Origin of the sequence: Paenibacillus sp. KS1, assembly GCF_001680695.1 — a bacterium.
GTDB lineage: Bacteria > Bacillota > Bacilli > Paenibacillales > Paenibacillaceae > Paenibacillus_B > Paenibacillus_B suaedae.
Genome location: NZ_MAIS01000008.1, coordinates 23,573 through 42,458 on the forward strand (window position 1 = coordinate 23,573; position 18,886 = coordinate 42,458).

Here is an 18,886-nt window from a genome sequence, read left to right on the forward strand (position 1 = left end):
GAAGTACATTCTATTAAATTCATGGAGGCAGAGATGAACCAAGTACATATGGATCAATTGAATCAGTGGCATGAAGATGATGAACACCAGCGAATTGTGGACGCACTGTTAGCCATACCCGAGAACGAGCGGGATTATGAAACGATAAGTCGACTGGCCCGAGCTTATAATAACTTGGAACTCTATGAAGAAGCGCTCCATCATTTTGATAGCATAGCTGAAGCGGGTCAGCACGATCCGCTGTGGCACTACCGGGTAGGTTTTGCTCTCTATCATGTAAACCGCTATGTGGATGCAGTTCAGGAACTGCGTATTGCTGATCAATTAGAACCTGGTGATGAGGATATTGAATACTTAATGCAGTTAAGTGTACAAAGAGCGGAGAAGCAACAAAGACAAGAACGCCGAATTGCAGCTAAGAAAGAAGCAGCCTTGAAAGCGAGTGGATCGGAAGTAGTAGAGCCTTTTTCGGATATGTCTCTTGATGATTTTTGGGAAGATAGCGAGTATGCGAGAGAAGCATATCAATCCGAGCCTCCTACGGCTGAGCTGATTGCCTCAATCGAGGAAGAATTGGGATATAAGCTCCCCTCCTCTTATATCGCACTGATGAAGCAGCGCAATGGTGGGGTTCCGAAGAACACCTGCTTCCCGACTGAGGACCCTACTTCTTGGGCTGAGGATCATATCGCAATCTCAGGAATTATGGGTATCGGCCGTGAGAAGAGCTATTCACTCGGCGGGGATCTCGGCAGCCAGTTCATGATTGAGGATTGGGGTTACCCTGACATTGGCGTCGTGATTTGTGATTGTCCATCAGCAGGCCATGATGTGGTCATGCTGGACTACCGAGCCTGCGGAAGAGATGGCGAACCGGAAGTAATTCATGTCGATCAGGAGGACGATTATGAAGTTACGTTCCTGGCCGATAATTTCGAAGCGTTTATTAGAGGTCTAGTAAGCGCAGAGGAGTATGATACTTCTGAGGAGGATAAGCTAGAAGATCTTCATAGGGTAGCTCATGGCAAATTTTCTCCGTTGCTGGAGGAGCTATGCGCTAACATCATCGAAGTGGATCAGATTGAGCAGAGAATCCGGCGTATCTGTACACGCATTGTTGAGGAGAAGGGTCATTTTTCCTTTCATGCGGATGAGCGTTCGTATTTGATGTACGATGTGCAGTTTTGGTTATATACAAAGTCATATCCAGAGACCAGCCGCGAGCAGTACCTGGGTATCTATGAGAAAATGATCGCCTTCGGCGGCGAGTTCGGTCAAGGCGGCTACGCCCCATCCTTTATTTCGGATTGGCTGGATCGCCGTAAGAAGGAAGGACGGATCGTACAGGTGAATGGACACCTTCGGTTTACGGAACAGTCGATTGAGGAACTGGTTCAGCAGCTGCAAGAAGCCTAACAAGACCGAGCAAGCATCATGCAACCAATCAGAAGAGCCCACGTTCGGACGAGGGCTCTTCTTCTTTTTTAGTAATGGGAGATTCGCTATACAGCAGGGACAAGAATATTTCCTTCTGTCAGAAAAAGATAAAGGACTATTTCAATTCAAAAGCATCGTCAAAAAACGATTTGAAATTGGGATACAAAAATCTCATCGACGCTTTCAGTTGATCGCGCCCTGTCTTTTCTTCATCAAAATCAAATAATATTTCATGGTCAATCTCATAGATTGCATAGTGCTCCTCATCCGGACCAGTAAGATCCATGCATAATATGTGACCATACTCGGAGTCCCAGGCGAATGGAAGGTAACCCCACTTGCACAGTAGTGGATTATACATATCTTGAATGCGGCGTAACGGCTCATCGACCGGTTGTGCTGGCACGATGTCGAAATGGTGATGATAGGTTGAAATGAATGCTTGATACCATTCCGGAAATTCCAGCCCGAATTCTTTTTCCAGCGCACAAATGTCGCCATCAGTTACGGTAGAAGGAACTAATCTCCATATCGACCACTCCTCATTAGAGTCGGTTGCCTTCATTTCACCCGGAACATCTGGTCCCATCCATCTACCAAATCCATCCTCCGTTACTTGGTCATATCGGCGATAATAAGCTTCAAATCCTTTTTTGATGTAGTCCCGTTTATCCAAAAAACATAGCCTCCTTATATCATAAAGGGTTCTGTTCTAATACGTTATTTTCACTGAACAGTATGGTAATCACAGTCGATCTAGCCACCAAAACACCCTTCTACGGAGTATGTATTCCCAATTGCTCCACGTAGTATCGATGTGCTTTTTCCGCGATTTGATCCGGGTCTTCCCAAAATTGCTTATCCAACTTATCTAGTCTCTCTATCTCTTCCTCAGTAAGGAACTGCGGAATATCCCAGAGCTCTGTAAGGCGCTTGTCTCCTGACAAACGTTCGATACAGGCATATCCGGATTGTATGATGTCGAGTGCATGAACCGCTCCAATCGCTTGTAACGCTCGTACCGCATGGAGATATGCCGCTTCTCCCCAATTGCAGAAAAACTGGATAAACCCGCCGTTATATAGGTCAACTTCCAGCAGCCACAAGGCAGTGATCTCTTGTTCCTCTGGAGTCAAGGCATCCCAGCCTGAATCATTTTTTTTATCAACAAAGGCTATTGCATAATCGAACCATATGTTGCAGATATCCGTCTTCTCCATTATGTTTCCCCCTATACACGCAACGTCGCTGCTTTCCTGTTTGTTTATTAGGTTAATATTCTATAGAGTTAACAGTGCGAGAGCGCAAGTAGTTGCTCCAGCTTTTCTTTTAGCGGCGACTCTGCTTTTCGTGCCGCTCCTTCCAGCTTCTTCACGCTTCCAAAGATTCGGCACACAACCATCTCACATTGATAATTTTCTTTGTCTTTCAATGCTTCGATACGCGCCTCGGCAAGCTCAGGACGGTCGATAGTCAGATTTTTGACCTTCGTCCCCTCGTCAATGCCTCCCAGCAACATGGATACGATCACCGGCATATGCGCTGCCTTGACGCCATGAGCCTCGATAAATGCCTGCGGATAGCCGTCCTGCACCATTTGATGCTCCGTATCCACCATGCCCATATAACGGGATACCAATGGGAAATAGTCCTCACTGTACAAGCCGAGGCCTAGTACGGCATAAGTGCCCGGCATAGCCGATTTCTCGCTTGGCTCCACATCGCTGTACCATGCGAACTCCTCCATTGCCGTTTCTGCATATTCTGCAACTTTGGGGAACAAGGCCGGATAGCTGAGTGCATTGGCAAAAAAACGATGCAGCTTGGACTTCGCCAGCTTTTTATACGGAAGCACATGCTTTTGGCTGCTTTTCAGCTTAAGGTTGTATTCTTTGGGGAAATCCTGCCGCAACAGATTAATGATATATTCGAGCGCCTCACCGTAAGCCGCCTCCTCTTCAGAGAGAATCCGGATGTCGATCGTTTTCGTCACGTCATTGTTGTGAGCCTCTACTTTCTCTCCCCGATAGGTGCTCACAAATTTACCGCTGCCTATTTTCAAATAATCTGCTGCCCGCTTTGAACCCAATTGCGCCGCAAGTCCCAGATATTTCAGTCGATTATCCGGATCAGTGAAGCCAATTTGTACGGCAGCATAAATAAAGAACTCCATTTCTCCAGCATCTACGGAAGAAGGAATCGATTCCTCCTTCAACACCCATTCGTTTCGATAATAACCGGTTTGGTTAAAATGCTGCGGTAAAAAATGATCCTCCGCCCAACTCTTGAAGGAATAAGTATATCGGCTGATCCATTCTTTTTTACGTTCGTGGTTTTCCTTCAGCTTGTCATTGAGTCGTCGGATCAACGTCTCGATATCTGCTACTTCCTGTTTCATTAGATCAGGATTGACCAAATGGCTGGCAAAAAAGAAATAGTCATCTACTGCTGGTTGTACTGGTGGATCAGATAATACCTTAGTTTGAATAAATTGCTCTAGGGTCTGTTTCAGTTGATTTAGCTTTGGCTCATTGATGAACTGTTGGTTACGTGATAATGTAGACTGTTCCCATTCAAACTCCAATACAACTTCAAACTTGTAATCAAAAAAACGCGCTCCCAATTCGTCAGAGCGGAACAGTCGCTCTACCCGTTCGCACAAGGCAGGAAAGAATTCCTCAATGAGCAGCTCATTGGTCAACTCTGTTATGTAGGCGCCAGCTTCCACTTTATACGAGCTGTCGCTCCAAGATAATGGCTCGTAGATATCGATATGGATGCTCCCATTTGCCCATGTAAACTTGCCTTTTCTCCACGCCACTTGCAGGTAATTGTAGACTCCAGCCTGTAAACTTCTTTTATCCTTAAACTCGCTTATCCTTTTGCTTTCTTTTGCGTAAATCGAAGTGATTTCCTCCCACACATCATTCAGAAAAGCTTCTACAGCGAGATTCAATGGTGTCTCCTCCTGATTAAAAAGTGAATATGCTTTCACCGGCTACTCAGTTGAGCTCTGATCCCTGAGCGTGGATCAACTCTGCTGATATAATGTAGCCGTCATCGTTTCCTCTGTACAAATAAACATATAGAAAATGCCTTCACTATATTGGTCGAAATCAGCCCAGTCCAGCTGACCGATAAACCGCATTCTTTGGGCGCAGCAAGGGCAATGCGGATAGTCGGCATCCTGCACCCAGCTCGGGTGGCCTCCGATTTGCGAGTCTTGCTGAGTCAATGTCCATGATGCAGCATAGTACGGCGAGTGAGGCTCGGATGATACAGTAAGCTTAATTTCTTCAACTGCAACGCTGCTGTCCTTGTCATCCCAATTAGGCAAATAATCGGGCTTCTGATTAAACAGGCTCCAGACCGGTTCTCCCTGTTGATCGAGCTCCATGTAAATCGTGTTGAAGCCTCCACAGTGTTCGCATGTTGCCACTTGCAACCGTTCCATCAGCACGCCGAGATAGGCCAAGGATGGATGAGTGGTGTCCGCGTCCATCAAGATAGTGAGCTTCCTCTTGCACCATGGACAATTGGAATTGCTCGTCTTTAGGAAGTGCGCAGCAGAAGTTTCTGTTCCAGAACCTACCTGCTGTTCACCCGTTAACCGAATCGCAAAGCATCGCTCACTGATCAAATCTCGTTTTTCCCCGTTCGATGCGAGCTCCCAGCCCGCCTCAAGGGAATACACGTCATGATTGACGAACAACTGTCCCGCCCACTTCGGCGGATGCAGCCGCCATTGCTCAAATTGTCTCACAACCTCTGTGTCACCGATCCAGCTCAGGATGAGCAGGAGATGATTGCGGTTGTCGTCGTCCCATTCAACTTGCTGGAGGAGTCGCTCCCGGATTTCAGGCAGCGCATCCTTAAATAAGATCGAGGGATAATACATGTTACGCTCTATGAGTTTGGGCAGAGCTTCTGAAATATCATCATTCCGGTAACATACGAGGGATAGTAGAATTTGTTCCGCTTCATCCTCATTCCCTGCATCCAGTAGCTCCACCGCATACTTCAGCATTTGCCCCGCCTCTGCAGCCGTTAAGGATACATAGATTTGTTCTTTGCTATGCGGGTAATCAACATATTGAATCAGCGGATCATAATTCCTTGGTACATGCATGACCTTCAGAATTTCTATTGGATCCGTTAAGCCTTCATACAAGTTCACGGTTCTACGATGCTGCTCAATATACGCTTGCTGTTCCTGACGTACCTGTTCCTGTTGGCAGGGCATGCAGATACCGCCTGTTTTAGCCGCCGTAGTCGGCAAGATCGTCGAGCTGCAGCCTTCCGTTTTGCATGGAATGCGTTCTGCCATAGTTGAGTACCCTCCACATGTTGTTCTATTATTCATCGATCACGGATCGATTTATTTCGGAAACTGCCCTTGAAGATAGGAATTCCAGAGTCTACTAACAAATGCATTGGCGAGCTTGCTATCGAAGGCCTTAGCAATGAGACCGAGGTCGTCAGACACATAACTAGCCAGCTCGGAATTTTGCGTGAGCCGAAACGTTTGCTTGAATGCATATTCTCTAATATCTCGAATTGTCGCACTTTCAGTGGGGTCTTTCTTATGTATGGTTTCATAGCTAGAGTTCCATGCCGCATCGAATGCAGTTGATTCTCTAGCGTCTAATTGTGCGTCCCAGTCCCCTTCTTTTTCAAAAACACGTTCGAAGAAACCGTCAGCACGAATCATAGTTAAGATTTCATTTGGTGTTATCAACGCAGTTTCGCCTCTTTCAACTCTATTTGTCTCTCATTCTAACACATCAGTATACAACTTCTTATGAGCCGATGAGCAATTTGTGCTCTGAGAAGATTGCGGAATATCCGAGCCTATACAGCTCGAAATAAGGTGCGAACGGGTCGCCCTTAAGTCCGTAGCGATGCCACTGCAAATAATAAGATATCCAATAATCGCAGGCAATCGAGTAATAGGCCTCATCCAGTATTTCAATCGGTGCATCGTAATCCTTGTGCTCACTGACAACTTCAAACAGCGCCTCATAAACATCAGGATCGTGAGATTGGCGGATCTTGTCTATCTTCCCATGCGGCAGCAGCTGAACTTCTTTGATTCTAGATAGGTATGCTGCTGCATCTGCTACACCATCCAATTCTTCAAACTCATCAAGTAACTCCTTCAGCCCTTTAATAAGCTGCTCGCCATGTCCTCTTAGCACCTCTTCAGGTACATCTGCAACTTTACTATTAAAATAGCCTGGCACCGTGCCTCCCCCAAAATCCGCGGGATCGAGGATATCATACATCTGTACAATCCGCTGTAAATAGGCCTCTCCATCTTGCAGCGGTTCAAAGGTAGCCTCCACCCCTTTACCGCTCGGCATATACATTTGAAAATATCCATACAGCTCATTATCTTCGATGACCGCATCATCGGATTCTACATCTTCATCCATGAGCTGGAGTAAATATCTCGCGTATGACTGTTTATCCATTTGCACCTTCCCCATGTCGCTAATCAGTAGGATCAATCCCTTCATCTTCATACTACAGATAAAAAAATCAGGAAATCGGAGTCCTATGTTCCATTGATAGATCAAGTAGAAGGAAAGGATTCCATTCCTGATTATGGATAGTATACGGGGTAAGGAAGTTAGCAATCAACCTTACAGCCCACTAGTATTTAGGGAAAGATACCTTAGTCCTACTTGATTGCGTCTTTGTTCCTTATAAATGTTGATGCGGTCATTAGATCAAAAGACACATCCACTTCTGTTATATAAAATAAATCTACAACAAACACTTGACCTTAGGTCAGACCTAAGGTGTATCGTTGAGTTATTCCAAGTTTCCCCCCTAGGAGTGGACGTGATGAAAAGTGAAATTACAATTAGCGAGTTAGCGAAGCTGATGAATGTGTCAGTTCATCAAATCCGGTATTTTGAAGAGAAAGGCGTACTTCAACCGAGCTACATAGATAACAACCAGTATCGCATGTACGACATGGAGCAAGTATACCAGCTGGCGCAAATTCTGCTGCTTCGCAAGCTGGAGGTGCCTGTCTCGTCCATTAAGGAATGCATGACCTCTTATTCTGGAGCTCAATACCGACAGCTGCTTCATTCATCCCTGCGAGATATCGAAGCGGAAATGCAGCGTCTTAGGGAACTCCAACAGTTTATCCAAAAGGTGCTGCACGAACAGCAGAACGTAATGAACTCGACCAGCACATACCAAATCAAGCGGCGAGAACCTAGGTATTTCACACGGTGGATCGAGATGTATCCCCAGACAAAGCTAACTGCCAAACAATTGGTGGAGCAGCAGAAATCTATTCCGAACTTATTTGAGATGGATATTCACTACATCGATGATGGTTCTAGTCTGAGCACCTTATGTCTGGAGACGCAAGCCCCTGGCGATTTTTCTGTGCCGGAGGGAGATTACCTGGCGATGCAGTGCGCCATTCAAGAAGTCGATGAGCTTGATCAAGTTGTAGAACAGTTCTATGAATATGCTGCTGCACAATCTTATGTTGTATGGGGACCTTTGATCGTTATTGAGAAATCATATTTGTCTCTGTTCAGCAACAATCAGCTTCACTACGAGCTGCAAACGTTAATAGAGCCAGTTGTCAAATCCGAAGGAGGCTACGAAAATGACTATGGCGCGGATAACGATTGAACCGATGCAGCCCAAGTACAATGCCGACGTTGGCCGATTGCTCGTCCACGGGTTTCACGGGAAATTCCAACACCTTGCGAACTTGAGTGAGGAGAATCTTGCGCTTTTTTTCGAGAAGATGCTGGATTCCTTTCCTGCTGAACCGGCAAGCTTGAGGGTTGTCGCGCTGCAAGCGGGTGAAGTGATCGGCACTTTATCGATCAAATGGAGTGCGAATGCAGAAGTTCAACAGGCAACGAGCAATCTTCCTTCGTGGAAGGATTATCATTTCATTGGAAAATGGGCATTTCTTAAACTGGTAATCGGATTGTCCCTACTAGAGCATAAGCCGTTAGCTAAGGAATGTTATATTGCTGACGTGGCTGTCCACCCCGATCATCGAAGCAAGGGAATTGGAAGATTGCTGTTGGAATGGGCGCAGCAGTTTGCGCTAGCAGAGCAAAGTCTGAGCATACTAAGCTTGCATGTCGCAGGTGCGAATCCGCGGGCAAAACAGCTGTATGAGCAGTTATCCTTCTCTACCCATGCACAAGAATATAGTATTCTGCGTCACATCTTCTTCAATGAAGGAACATGGCATTATATGACCCGAAAATTGGAGACATAGTGGGCTTTTTACAAGGAGATAATAAGATGAAAAAGAAGATAGCGATATCCTTACTATTGATAGTTCTGATTTTTGGCGGTGCTGGACTGTATATTTTGAATCAACACAACTTTGACATGGATGAACAAGCTGTTCAAATCCAGACGCCTCAAGGCAAATTAACAGGCAGCTTCGTACTGCCTAAGAAATACACAAACAAGCTGGGACTTGTGTTGTTCATTCATGGGGACGGGCCTATTGACGCTTCGCATGAGGACGGCTATAAGCCGCTTTGGGAGCGGCTGGCTTCTCTTGGGTATGCTTCTTTGTCTCTTAACAAAAGAGGCATTAACGGTTCGGAAGGCAATTGGGAGCATCAAAGCATTGAAGACCGAGTGGAAGAAGCCCGTCAGGCGATTGCTTGGGCTAAAGAGCAGCCAATGATCGACGGGAAGCAGATTGGGGTATGGGGGGCGAGTCAAGCGGGCTGGGTCATTCCAAAGCTTGCCAAGCAGGAGCCGCTTGCTTTTAGCCTTCTTCTATCCCCTGCGATCAACTGGATTAGTCAAGGTGAATACAATACACGCAGTGAAATGCTGGCTGCAGGAAAATCGGAAGCAGAAATTCAAGACAAACTGGCCTATAACCGACAAGTGCGACAGTTGTTAGAGAAACATGCGTCCTATGAAGAGTATGTCAAAATCGCACGTGAAAATAGCTTGATGTCGAGAGACAGATGGATATTCGCCGGAAAAAATTTGATGTCTGATGCCACTGACGATCTTCGCAACTTCAACTCGCCTGTATTGTTAATTCTAGGTCAAGAGGATATAAATGTTGATGTGAAAAATACGGAGCGGGTCTATCGAGACATCGTAAAGCCAGGGTTGATGACCGTAGCAGTCTTCCCTGATGCAGATCACTCGATGCTCAGCAAGCAGACGGTGAACTCGAATCTACGAGCAACGCTCATCAGTCTGTTCGCACCCAGACAAATTACGATTCCGGGCTATATGGATGCGATTGAGCAGTTTCTGAGGAAACTTCCTAAATAACATCATACCCAGATATAGATAGATGGGGCGGGGTTATTCCCGACCCTATTCGTTTTTTATTGACCTTTACGCAAGAATTGCTCGATTCGAGCATTAATATCATTTCTCAATATCCAGTCTGGCCAAACATCACCAAGTACAGTAATGATAATGGTATATTTGCAAATATCACTCTCGAATATATTTGGGATTCAACAACAACAGATAACCAGGTGAGAGCATTTGCTGCCTTTAGTGGTGGGGTTGGTAGTGAAGCAAGTTCAGTATCGCTTGACGTTAGTCTTACTGTATTTGCAGATAATGCTCATGTTGCACGTCTCGATGTCTACGATCTCTCAGGCCAGAATCCCGCTTTTAACACAACACTCACTCCTCCCGTATTGACTGACGGCAGTATGGATGCCAATACAGGATTGGTTGAAATTCTACCTTATAATTGGCAGAACATTCGCATTTATAACATATCCAGTGATCCGCTGCCAGCAGGAGGAATATACGGGATTCTTCCGCTTCGTTCACTGTCGTGAACTACTAGGGTCCTAATCCGCCTGTCACGCCTGGTAACCCAGCTGGTCTTATGTTCTACGCCAATATCAATTTTTTCAATTAGATATGATTGTGGTATAGCCAGCCCCTCCACTGTCTTCCGACTTATATTAAGGAGTTCGTTCAGCAATCTGGAGGGGGACTCCTGGAGCTTCCCGTCTTTCAAGTCGGCTAATATCGGCTTACCCTTCCTCCTCCACTGGACTGCATATTCCTTTAAACGGTACGCACCAACTTGTATCCGGACACAAACCTGGATTTTCTTCACAAAGTAAGCTCGCGTAATAAGGATTCTTTTTACTGAGATTTTTAAAATAACAGACAATCTCGTGATTGCGATTGGCCAAACTATTCAACTGAAATGAGACCGGATACTTCGTCTTCACATGCTCATAGGTTAATTCGTCCTTCGTAAACGGAGGCGGATACGATCGTTCCGGCAAGGTTGAAATAATGTCATGAATATTGACAATGCGAATGCTGTTCTTAACCGTTAGATCGAATTTTGATGCAAACGCAGGGCTTGCGACACGTGGGCTTCCGTACGTATATACAACAGGATTTTTAAACTTGGTGTTGACCGCAATATCCAGCGCGGCTAGCGTGGCCAGAGCCCCACCGTAGTTGTGGCCGGTAATATATAGTTGCTTTGTGGCTGAGAGCTTATTCAACTCATGAATTAATTTAGTTCTTGTTGAGCGATATATACATGTAAATCCACGTGAGGTATTCCCGGCATTAGGAACGTAGGGATACTGTACCTGTAATATGTCATAGGCGGCTAACAGATCTTCTGGATAGGCCGCATATCCTCTGAACGCGATAATAATTTGATCTGGGGACTCTGCAATAAAACCAAATACGATTTTAGTAGGATTCTCAACATTTGCAAGTGCACGAATCGTATAGATAAGCTTATACTCCGATGGCAAGACAAGTGTTCCTTCTAAGTACAATGGATACGTCTGATAGCACATAGCAGCAAGCAAGATTGCAGTCTTGCTATGAAAAGATGACCCCATATCAATGATTCTCCTCTTATATCCAAGTCGATCAATTTTTATGATGAACTTAATTATTAATGGGGTTAATGAACTTGATTCTCCCCTATTCTGAGTATATGCCCAGCTGATTGATATGGTGTTCTTCGTATATATGCCTGTTGGACCATACGACACTACCTACAAGTTTTTGTATACGCCACTGGTACCCTGTCGTGCATGCAAATGTATGCTTTTGGTTTGGAGCGCATTTCCAATTATATACTCTCCTGCTTCGACATTTGACGGGCTCTCCTTTTTTATTTATCACTTTCGCCATACGTCTGTGAGGCCTGAGAAAATATGCTGAGTCCGCAAGTAGGTGAAATGGTGAAAATGCACATAGTTATGCTGCCATAAACAAACTAATTGCCACAGAAAACATATAATGATATATTCTTAATGCATAGTAATTTATGGGTATAAATTTGATGTTGTCACATGCACTACCCGCTTCTGCTCGGGTACTCCTGCCAAGTTACGTATCCATTTGAGACCTACCCTATGATCAACGATTGAACGAACTGTCCGCGTTCACTATAACGCAACTCGATTCCGAAATCCCTCACATTAACACCAAATCACCCAACGACAAGAATCAGCTACTGCTACTTCATGATGCCACTCCCATTTCTCTAAAATACGTCTTCCACGATTCGGCAGTATCATATGCATTTCTTTTCTATCACCTGGTCAACAGATCTATTCGTTATGCGAGGAACTGATATAAGCTCCTATGAGAGTTTATATATAATCAGCCTATGAAGGAGGTGTCATTTGATTATTTCAGCGGTTATACATTGCCAATAAAATGAATGAAATGGAGGAAATTCTTGATGTCTACTTTATGTTCATCTGGAGCAAAACGGTTTAACTTTCTTTTTGCTGTCGGCACCGTGCTCGTGCTTCTCTTCGCGATGTCCCTCATACTCGGGGATAAGGCATTCGCACACGGTAACGTGACCAATAGCCGTGCAGGTCTTTGTGCAGACGGCGTTAATAAGAACTGTGGTCTGATTATTTATGAACCTTATAGTTTGGAAGCACATAAGGGATTCCCGGCGGGAGGCCCTGCCGATGGGAAAATTGCGAGTGCTAATGGAGCATTTGCGCCTCTTGACGAGCAATCCGCGACGCGTTGGACTAAGGTTAACATAAGCCCGGGACCGACGACATTTAATTGGAAAATTAAAGTGCCGCACGCAACGACAAGCTGGAAATATTACATCACAAAGCAAAATTGGAATCCTAATGCACCGCTTACTCGCGACTCCTTCGATTTAACTCCTTTCTGCAACGTGCCTTACAACGGTAAATTGCCTGGCAACACATACTCCGACACTTGCAACGTTCCGAGCCGAACTGGCTATCAAGTCATTCTTGCAGTTTGGGAAATTTCCGATACCTTGAATGCCTTCTATAATGTAATTGACGTTAATTTTGGTGGGAACGTTGATAATGTAGCTCCGACTGTCCCAACCGGTGCAGCGGTATCCAATATTGGGGCGACAAACGCAACTATCACTTGGGGTGCTTCCACAGACAACGTTGGCGTAACCGGCTACCAGATCTTTAACGGATCCAACCAAATCGCAACGACAAACGGAGCGTTAACTGCCAACTTGACAGGTTTAACTTCGAATACTTCGTATACGATTACGGTAAAAGCTGTTGATGCCGCAGGAAATATATCCGCAGCAAGCAATGCGGTAACCTTCACGACGCTTCCTGTGACCGGTCCGGATACAGTAGCCCCTACAGCGCCAAGCAGCCTTCATGTCATGGGTAGCTCAACTTCCACAACAGTTCCATTAATGTGGAACGCTTCTACGGATAATGTCGGAGTTACGGGCTATCAAGTATTTCAAGGCACGACGTTGATAGCGACTGTCTCAGGTTCAACTGTGGAATACCTTGTCACGGGTCTGACGGCAAACACTTCGTATTCCTTTACCGTTAAAGCGATTGATGCTGCTGGCAACGTATCGTTAGCAAGCAACGTTCTAAACGTCACTACACCGTCCGCCCCTACTACATATCCGTCTTGGAGCGCAACGACCGTGTATGTAGCCGGTAATAAAGTAACGCATAACGGTGTGAATTATGAAGCGAAATGGTGGACGCAAGGCGAAACGCCAGGCTCTTCAGGCGCCGATGTGTGGAAAGTAATTCCTTAGAAGCTGCGCGCCATCAATAAGCTATGCATATAGCCGACAGCATCTCATTCGAGTTGCTGTCGGCTATTTTTGGGTTGTTCGGGATCTTATATATTTTCCTGCTTCAACGCATCGATAATGTTCTCCTTCTTTACCTTGGCACTGGAATATAACATGGCCGAACCGACGATGACAAATACGGCGGCAATTACAAAGAGAATACTCATCCAAGGAAGAGAAAATTCGTAACTAAATCGACGCGACGATGACATATGAATGAGATACATAACGACGAAGCTTAGAGGAAGGCCGAACAAGAGCGATTTCATTCCATAAAAAATGCTCTCGTAGTTCATCATCTTCGTAAAGCCTTTAGGCGTCATTCCAACGGATTTCAGCATCGCGAATTCCCGCTTCCGAAGCGATATGCTCGTCGAGATCGTATTGAAGATGTTTGCGATAGAGATGGCTGAAATCAATATGATAAAGCCGTACGAGAATACGGACATGACCAAAATTCTTCGTTCTTCTGTGACTCTGGACTGGTATTCATTCAAAACGAACAGATTAGAATCTCTGAATTCTTCAATCTCTTGCTGAGTCTTCAAAGGATCTTTGCTTTTTACATATAAATGAGACGAAACGAATTCCTTTCTTTTTACGTCAATGAGTCGTTCGAAGACGCGCTTGGATACGATAATATCTAACCTCCCTAATCTATCTGAACGCATTCCCATTGGCAATTGATCCGTCATCGTAGCGATGGTTACCTCTTTGGATTCTGTTTCTTTATTTGTTTCTTCATCTATATAACTCAACCGGAAACTCTGACCGATTTTGGCATTAATAGCCTTCGTTTGCACAAATTTATTGGTCGCCTCGTCCTCATAATGAAGCGTATCCACCACGATCGCGGCGGGATGATCCGGATTCATCAGCTGTTCGACATTTGCGCCAACCGCTTTGGCATAGGCTTGTAGGCTCGAATCATTCATGGCATTAATCATTATGTCATAAAGGTACTTTCCTTCCTTCAGTACGCTCCTATCCTTCTTGACCGCTTCTTGCAGCTCATCGGCGATGGCAGCTTCCTCGATCCAGGCGTTGACCATGTGGCTTTCAGTCACATTGTATTCGCTCACATCATCAAGGGATACAATCGATTGAACCGTCGAATCGTCTAATCGTTTTCCATTGCTGTACCAGAGTTGAATGTCGTAATTAACACCTTCCTGTGAGAGTACTAGGGATTGCTTTAGATTGGCGGTATAAAATGACACCGTTAAAAATAGGAGTATGCTGATAACGAGTGAAAATACGGTGGCATGGTATCTTCGCTTATTTCGTTTTATATTTTTTAATCCTATTTCAGCTTCGATGCCGAATAGCTTGCGCATGAGCTTCCACGTTCTCACGGCTCTCCTTGTAAGCTTCACATCGTCAGTTTGGCGAATTGCGTCAATAGCAGAGATTTTGGAAGCTTTAATTGCCGGGACAAATGTCGAAATGAAAATCGTCAATATCGAAACAACACAGGCAATCAGGAGCGACATTGGCGTAATGATGAGTGTTAATTTTTCTGTAGTCTCAAGTGCCCCTTGAATGATGGGATTAATGAACAAGAAGGTTATCCCTATCCCAGCAAGACCGCACAATATCCCGATAGGTATGCTGATTACTCCGATGATGACACCTTCTAGGAACACCGAATTCCGCTTCTGCCGCTTGGTAGCCCCGACGCTTGCTAGCATTCCTAGATGACGGGAACGCTCCGAGACGGAAATTGCAAATGCATTGTAAATCAACGAAACCGAACCGATCATAATGACCGCTATGATGATGAACATTAAGGAGAACATCATGCTGTTCGAGGCGGCGCTTTTCGACATGCCATAATAGTGAAGCAAATCGTAATTGTATTGGACGGAATCGATGTTGTTGCTTTTCGCCAGCTGTTCAGCATGATCGAATAAGTATTGATTAACGGTTTTCAGGACAACTGCCGCATTGACACGATCCGTTGCCTTTATAGTGGTTTCATCAATATAGCTTATGATGGTATAACCAGGGGACCATGCTGGTTCCATGACAGGACGTTTGATGAAGCCTACCACCGTGTATTCCTTGTTCGTGATTTGCTGTATGGATTCAGTCAATTTTCCATCTTCACGGCGCAATGAACTCGTTTGATCCAGCGGTTGATCGCTGCCCTTCTCGAATCGTTCACCGACTGACAGCGCTAAGTGGTCGCCGATTTCATAGTTCACCTTTGCGTTCTTCACTATGGCTTCCGAAATCACGACCTCCTTGTCCGTTTGAGGAAGTCGTCCCTTACTCAACTGAATGGGAAATTGCGTAAAGCCTAGTGCATTATACGCCTGGATAAACAAATAGGGCTTACTTGAATTCTCCGCCCCTATTAACGGCGCATATCCGATGTCTTTGGTGATCGTGACGACTTTGGTTGCATCATCGTTCTGTATTGCTGCAAGCTGTTCTTTGCTTAAATCTTTATAAAGGACATGCCACTCCCCACTATCTGCGATGGTTTGCCTTTTCATGAGATCCAAAAAAGAAAAGCCAAGGGTTGCTGTAGCCGTCACCATGGCAACCGAAATGATGACGCCTATGATCGTAACCAGCGTGCGCCTTTTATTTTGCTTCAAATGTCTGATCGTAAGTGTATTGACGATGTTCATGGACGGATCACCTCGTCCTTGGCAATCCTTCCGTCTTCTATGGAAATAATCCTATCGGCCTGCAGGGCGATTCGCTCGTCGTGTGTTATCACGATCAGCGTCTGTTGATAGGTTTTATTTAACATCTTTAACAAGTCAACAATATCACTGCTATTTTTGCTGTCTAAATTCCCTGTCGGCTCATCTGCAAGCATGATCGCAGGATTGCTAATGAGCGCTCTGCCGATCGAAACCCTTTGCTGCTGTCCGCCAGATAGCTGGTTAGGCAGGTGGTTTAGCCGATGCTTCAAATTCAATGTCCCTACAAGTACGTCCAATTGCTTCTTATCCACCTGTTGTTTATCCAGCAAAAGCGGCAGCGTCATATTCTCTTCCACGGTCAGGACGGGAATGAGATTGAAAAACTGATAAATCAGCCCGATTTGTCTCCGGCGAAAGATGGCCAGCTGCGTTTCGTCCAAGGCATACATGTCTGTATCCTCAACGAACACTTTGCCGCTTGTCGGCCGATCCACACCCCCCAGCATATGTAGAAGTGTCGATTTCCCCGACCCAGAGGGCCCAATAATCGCGACGAATTCCCCTTTTCGCACGGAAAAAGATACATCATCAAGTGCTGTTACTGCTGATTCACCTTTCCCATATTGTTTAGACAGATGTTCGATTCGTAAAATTTCCATGTGTTAACCTCCATAGCTTTGCTGATGGATATCATTTTATCTGTCCAACATGACTCTCCAGTGACTGTGAAAGTGACGATTTAGTCACTTTCGATTAAATGACTTGCTTATAAAACTTAATCCGAAACGTTGTGCCTTTTTCACCGTCGCTCCTCACATCGATCACTCCGCCCTGACTTGCGATAATACTGTGAGCCATGGCCAGACCGATGCCGATACTCCCCTCGCTAGCATGCTTCCCTTTATAAAATCGTTTGAAAATGTAAGGCAAATCTTCTTTTGGTATGCCCTTGCCGTTGTCGGCAATGACAATTTCCGTAAATAGCGCATTTTCTGTAAATGAAATGGCGATTGCTCCGCCTTCCTGCGTATGCTCGACGCCATTTTTCAAAATATTGATAAGCGCTTCACTTGTCCAATTGAAATCACCTATAAATGAGACGTTGTCATCTCCGTTGATCGAAACAGTCTGTTCCTTAATATCCATCGGTATCAGGACAGGCTCAAGCGCCTGCTGGATAAGCTGTTTAACCAATACTGGCTCTTTTTTGAATGGAATTGTTTTGGCATCTATTTTCGAGAGCTTTAGGAGAGATGACACAAGCCAATCGATTCGCTCCAGTTGAATTCGAATGTTGTGGGTGAATTCCATTCTTTTGACTGGCGGCAGATCAGCGCTGCTTAACAAATCGGCCATTACCGTCATGGAAGTAAGCGGCGTCTTGAGCTGATGCGAGATATCCGAAATGGCGTCCGTCAATTGCATTTTGTCCCGCTGCAGCAGTGAGCGCTGCTCGGATAGCATTAGTGTCACTTTGTATATATCGTTCTTCAAAATGCTGAGCTCGCCTTCTTGGTTATCGCGTACGTCGAGCGAATCATTGCCGCTGCTGATTTCGCGCAAATAAATTGAAAGTTTCTCAAGTTCTCGATATCTCCATCTCGTAAATGCCAAGCAGCTACCTATAAGCAGAAGCGACAAGATAACAACAAGTGCCAATGCAGCAGGCGATATAAAAGCAGCGACGGCGATCGCTGCTGCACTGATTGTGACCATAACTGTCAATAGGATTTGTATTTCTCGATTGCGGAGCATCTAATCACCCACCTTGTAGCCGAATCCACGGATCGTTTTAATCATTGCCGGATGCTGCGGATCATCCTCCAGCTTTTCACGCAGCCTCTTGATATACACAGTTAGCGTATTATCGTTTACGAATTCGCCGGCAACATCCCAAATCTGCTCCAACAGCTGATTTCTCGTGAGAACCTGCCCAATATGATTGGCAAAGATCAGCAGCAAGCGGTATTCTAATGCGGTCAATAGGATTTCAACCCGATCCTTGTACACTTTGCCTTCCAGCGTATTGATACGCACATTCCCGATATCAATGATTGTTTTTGCCTGCGATGGTTTATGGTATCTCCGCAACACCGACTTGATCCGTGACAGAAGTTCGCGAACTCGAAAAGGCTTCGTAATATAATCATCGGCCCCCATATCCAGACCCATGACGACGTTGACCTCATCGTCAATCGCGGTTAAGAAGATAACCGGAATATCTTGCCGCTCCTTCACCATTTTACACAGTTCATACCCGCTTCCATCTGGAAGCGACAAATCGAACAGACATAACGCAAATTGATCAATGTTTTCAGTGAGCATTTTCTTAGCTGATGCGACATCATGGCACAACAGGGTATCAAATTGATCCTGCTGCAGTGAATATTCCAATCCGGACGCGATCGTTTTATCGTCTTCTACAACTAATATCTTCATCACTAGTTCCCCTACTCTATGACTGAATTCATTCTTTCTTCCTCGTGTCGACATTATATACTCTATCATTTTCTGATGGGAAGAGGTTTTATGCGTAATCAACATTATTTATCATACATTATAAAAATATATATTATTTATGACATAAAAAACCAAATTGCGACAAAATCATCGATATACATTTTTTGTATCATAAACTAGAATAAGGGTTGTGAATAATGGGAAACCATTTCATGGTTTACAT

17 protein-coding genes are annotated in these 18,886 nt (G+C 45.0%); 6 read left to right on the plus strand and 11 right to left on the minus strand.

The features are described from left to right. The first annotated feature begins 33 nt into the window (after positions 1-33). A complete protein-coding gene (locus tag BBG47_RS04595; RefSeq protein WP_065290719.1) occupies positions 34-1,416 on the plus strand; it encodes an SMI1/KNR4 family protein in 1,383 nt (460 codons plus the stop codon). A 136-nt stretch (positions 1,417-1,552) separates the two neighbouring features. On the opposite strand, the gene BBG47_RS04600 is transcribed toward BBG47_RS04595, so the two are convergent. The 6 genes from BBG47_RS04600 to BBG47_RS04625 all read right to left on the minus strand — a co-directional run bounded on the left by BBG47_RS04600 (position 1,553) and on the right by BBG47_RS04625 (position 6,911). Beyond that, the gene (locus BBG47_RS04600) at positions 1,553-2,113 is read right to left on the minus strand and encodes an SMI1/KNR4 family protein (protein ID WP_065290720.1); all 561 of its coding nucleotides are present in this window, start codon (positions 2,111-2,113) and stop codon (positions 1,553-1,555) included. A gap of 100 nt (positions 2,114-2,213) precedes the next feature. Beyond that, positions 2,214-2,657, minus strand: a complete 444-nt coding sequence (locus BBG47_RS04605) for a DMP19 family protein (protein ID WP_065290721.1) — start codon at positions 2,655-2,657, stop codon at positions 2,214-2,216. Positions 2,658-2,725: 68 nt separating this feature from the next. Next, positions 2,726-4,393 carry a DUF6138 family protein gene (locus BBG47_RS04610; RefSeq protein ID WP_065290722.1) on the minus strand — a complete coding sequence of 556 codons (1,668 nt, stop codon included), beginning with the start codon at positions 4,391-4,393 and terminating at the stop codon, positions 2,726-2,728. A gap of 75 nt (positions 4,394-4,468) precedes the next feature. Continuing rightward, positions 4,469-5,764: a DUF1963 domain-containing protein gene (locus BBG47_RS04615; protein ID WP_065290723.1), complete on the minus strand. Its 1,296-nt coding sequence runs from the start codon at positions 5,762-5,764 to the stop codon at positions 4,469-4,471. 51 nt (positions 5,765-5,815) lie between these two features. Continuing rightward, positions 5,816-6,175, minus strand: coding sequence for a hypothetical protein (locus BBG47_RS04620; protein ID WP_021255673.1), 360 nt, complete (start codon positions 6,173-6,175; stop codon positions 5,816-5,818). Positions 6,176-6,236: 61 nt separating this feature from the next. After that, positions 6,237-6,911, minus strand: a complete 675-nt coding sequence (locus BBG47_RS04625) for a hypothetical protein (protein WP_065290724.1) — start codon at positions 6,909-6,911, stop codon at positions 6,237-6,239. 376 nt (positions 6,912-7,287) lie between these two features. On the opposite strand from BBG47_RS04625, the gene BBG47_RS04630 reads away from it, so the two are divergent. The 4 genes from BBG47_RS04630 to BBG47_RS04645 all read left to right on the plus strand — a co-directional run bounded on the left by BBG47_RS04630 (position 7,288) and on the right by BBG47_RS04645 (position 10,268). Next, positions 7,288-8,100 carry a MerR family transcriptional regulator gene (locus tag BBG47_RS04630; protein ID WP_065290725.1) on the plus strand — a complete coding sequence of 271 codons (813 nt, stop codon included), beginning with the start codon at positions 7,288-7,290 and terminating at the stop codon, positions 8,098-8,100. Beyond that, complete coding sequence (locus BBG47_RS04635; RefSeq protein WP_065290726.1) at positions 8,075-8,707, plus strand: GNAT family N-acetyltransferase; 633 nt, start codon at positions 8,075-8,077, stop codon at positions 8,705-8,707. The genes BBG47_RS04630 and BBG47_RS04635 overlap by 26 nt, the downstream gene beginning before the upstream one ends. 26 nt (positions 8,708-8,733) lie before the next feature. After that, entirely contained in the window at positions 8,734-9,741 is a 1,008-nt protein-coding gene (locus BBG47_RS04640; protein ID WP_065290727.1) for an alpha/beta hydrolase family protein, read from the plus strand. A 212-nt stretch (positions 9,742-9,953) separates the two neighbouring features. Beyond that, positions 9,954-10,268 carry a hypothetical protein gene (locus BBG47_RS04645; RefSeq protein WP_175400479.1) on the plus strand — a complete coding sequence of 105 codons (315 nt, stop codon included), beginning with the start codon at positions 9,954-9,956 and terminating at the stop codon, positions 10,266-10,268. A gap of 201 nt (positions 10,269-10,469) precedes the next feature. On the opposite strand, the gene BBG47_RS04650 is transcribed toward BBG47_RS04645, so the two are convergent. After that, positions 10,470-11,309, minus strand: coding sequence for a lipase family protein (locus BBG47_RS04650; RefSeq protein ID WP_065290729.1), 840 nt, complete (start codon positions 11,307-11,309; stop codon positions 10,470-10,472). Between the two features lie 854 nt (positions 11,310-12,163). Between BBG47_RS04650 and BBG47_RS04655 the strand changes: the two genes are divergently transcribed. After that, positions 12,164-13,504, plus strand: a complete 1,341-nt coding sequence (locus BBG47_RS04655; protein WP_254659743.1) for a lytic polysaccharide monooxygenase — start codon at positions 12,164-12,166, stop codon at positions 13,502-13,504. A gap of 86 nt (positions 13,505-13,590) precedes the next feature. Here BBG47_RS04655 and BBG47_RS04660 read toward each other — a convergent pair whose 3' ends face one another. The 4 genes from BBG47_RS04660 to BBG47_RS04675 form a co-directional block, all read right to left on the minus strand. Continuing rightward, entirely contained in the window at positions 13,591-16,182 is a 2,592-nt protein-coding gene (locus BBG47_RS04660) for an ABC transporter permease (protein WP_065290731.1), read from the minus strand. After that, positions 16,179-16,862: an ABC transporter ATP-binding protein gene (locus BBG47_RS04665; RefSeq protein ID WP_065290732.1), complete on the minus strand. Its 684-nt coding sequence runs from the start codon at positions 16,860-16,862 to the stop codon at positions 16,179-16,181. The genes BBG47_RS04660 and BBG47_RS04665 overlap by 4 nt, the downstream gene beginning before the upstream one ends. A gap of 94 nt (positions 16,863-16,956) precedes the next feature. Further along, positions 16,957-17,958: a sensor histidine kinase gene (locus BBG47_RS04670; RefSeq protein WP_065290733.1), complete on the minus strand. Its 1,002-nt coding sequence runs from the start codon at positions 17,956-17,958 to the stop codon at positions 16,957-16,959. Next, positions 17,959-18,642, minus strand: a complete 684-nt coding sequence (locus BBG47_RS04675; protein ID WP_065290734.1) for a response regulator transcription factor — start codon at positions 18,640-18,642, stop codon at positions 17,959-17,961. Positions 18,643-18,886 lie beyond the last annotated feature (244 nt).

Coding starts and splice junctions, on each gene's coding strand:
- BBG47_RS04595 (WP_065290719.1), top strand. CDS start 34: ATGAACCAAGTACATATGGATCAATTGAATCAGTGGCATGAAGATGAT.
- BBG47_RS04635 (WP_065290726.1), top strand. CDS start 8,075: ATGACTATGGCGCGGATAACGATTGAACCGATGCAGCCCAAGTACAAT.
- BBG47_RS04650 (WP_065290729.1), bottom strand. CDS start 11,309: ATGGGGTCATCTTTTCATAGCAAGACTGCAATCTTGCTTGCTGCTATG.
- BBG47_RS04640 (WP_065290727.1), top strand. CDS start 8,734: ATGAAAAAGAAGATAGCGATATCCTTACTATTGATAGTTCTGATTTTT.
- BBG47_RS04625 (WP_065290724.1), bottom strand. CDS start 6,911: ATGGATAAACAGTCATACGCGAGATATTTACTCCAGCTCATGGATGAA.
- BBG47_RS04605 (WP_065290721.1), bottom strand. CDS start 2,657: ATGGAGAAGACGGATATCTGCAACATATGGTTCGATTATGCAATAGCC.
- BBG47_RS04660 (WP_065290731.1), bottom strand. CDS start 16,182: ATGAACATCGTCAATACACTTACGATCAGACATTTGAAGCAAAATAAA.
- BBG47_RS04655 (WP_254659743.1), top strand. CDS start 12,164: ATGTCTACTTTATGTTCATCTGGAGCAAAACGGTTTAACTTTCTTTTT.
- BBG47_RS04670 (WP_065290733.1), bottom strand. CDS start 17,958: ATGCTCCGCAATCGAGAAATACAAATCCTATTGACAGTTATGGTCACA.
- BBG47_RS04675 (WP_065290734.1), bottom strand. CDS start 18,642: ATGAAGATATTAGTTGTAGAAGACGATAAAACGATCGCGTCCGGATTG.
- BBG47_RS04615 (WP_065290723.1), bottom strand. CDS start 5,764: ATGGCAGAACGCATTCCATGCAAAACGGAAGGCTGCAGCTCGACGATC.
- BBG47_RS04630 (WP_065290725.1), top strand. CDS start 7,288: ATGAAAAGTGAAATTACAATTAGCGAGTTAGCGAAGCTGATGAATGTG.
- BBG47_RS04665 (WP_065290732.1), bottom strand. CDS start 16,862: ATGGAAATTTTACGAATCGAACATCTGTCTAAACAATATGGGAAAGGT.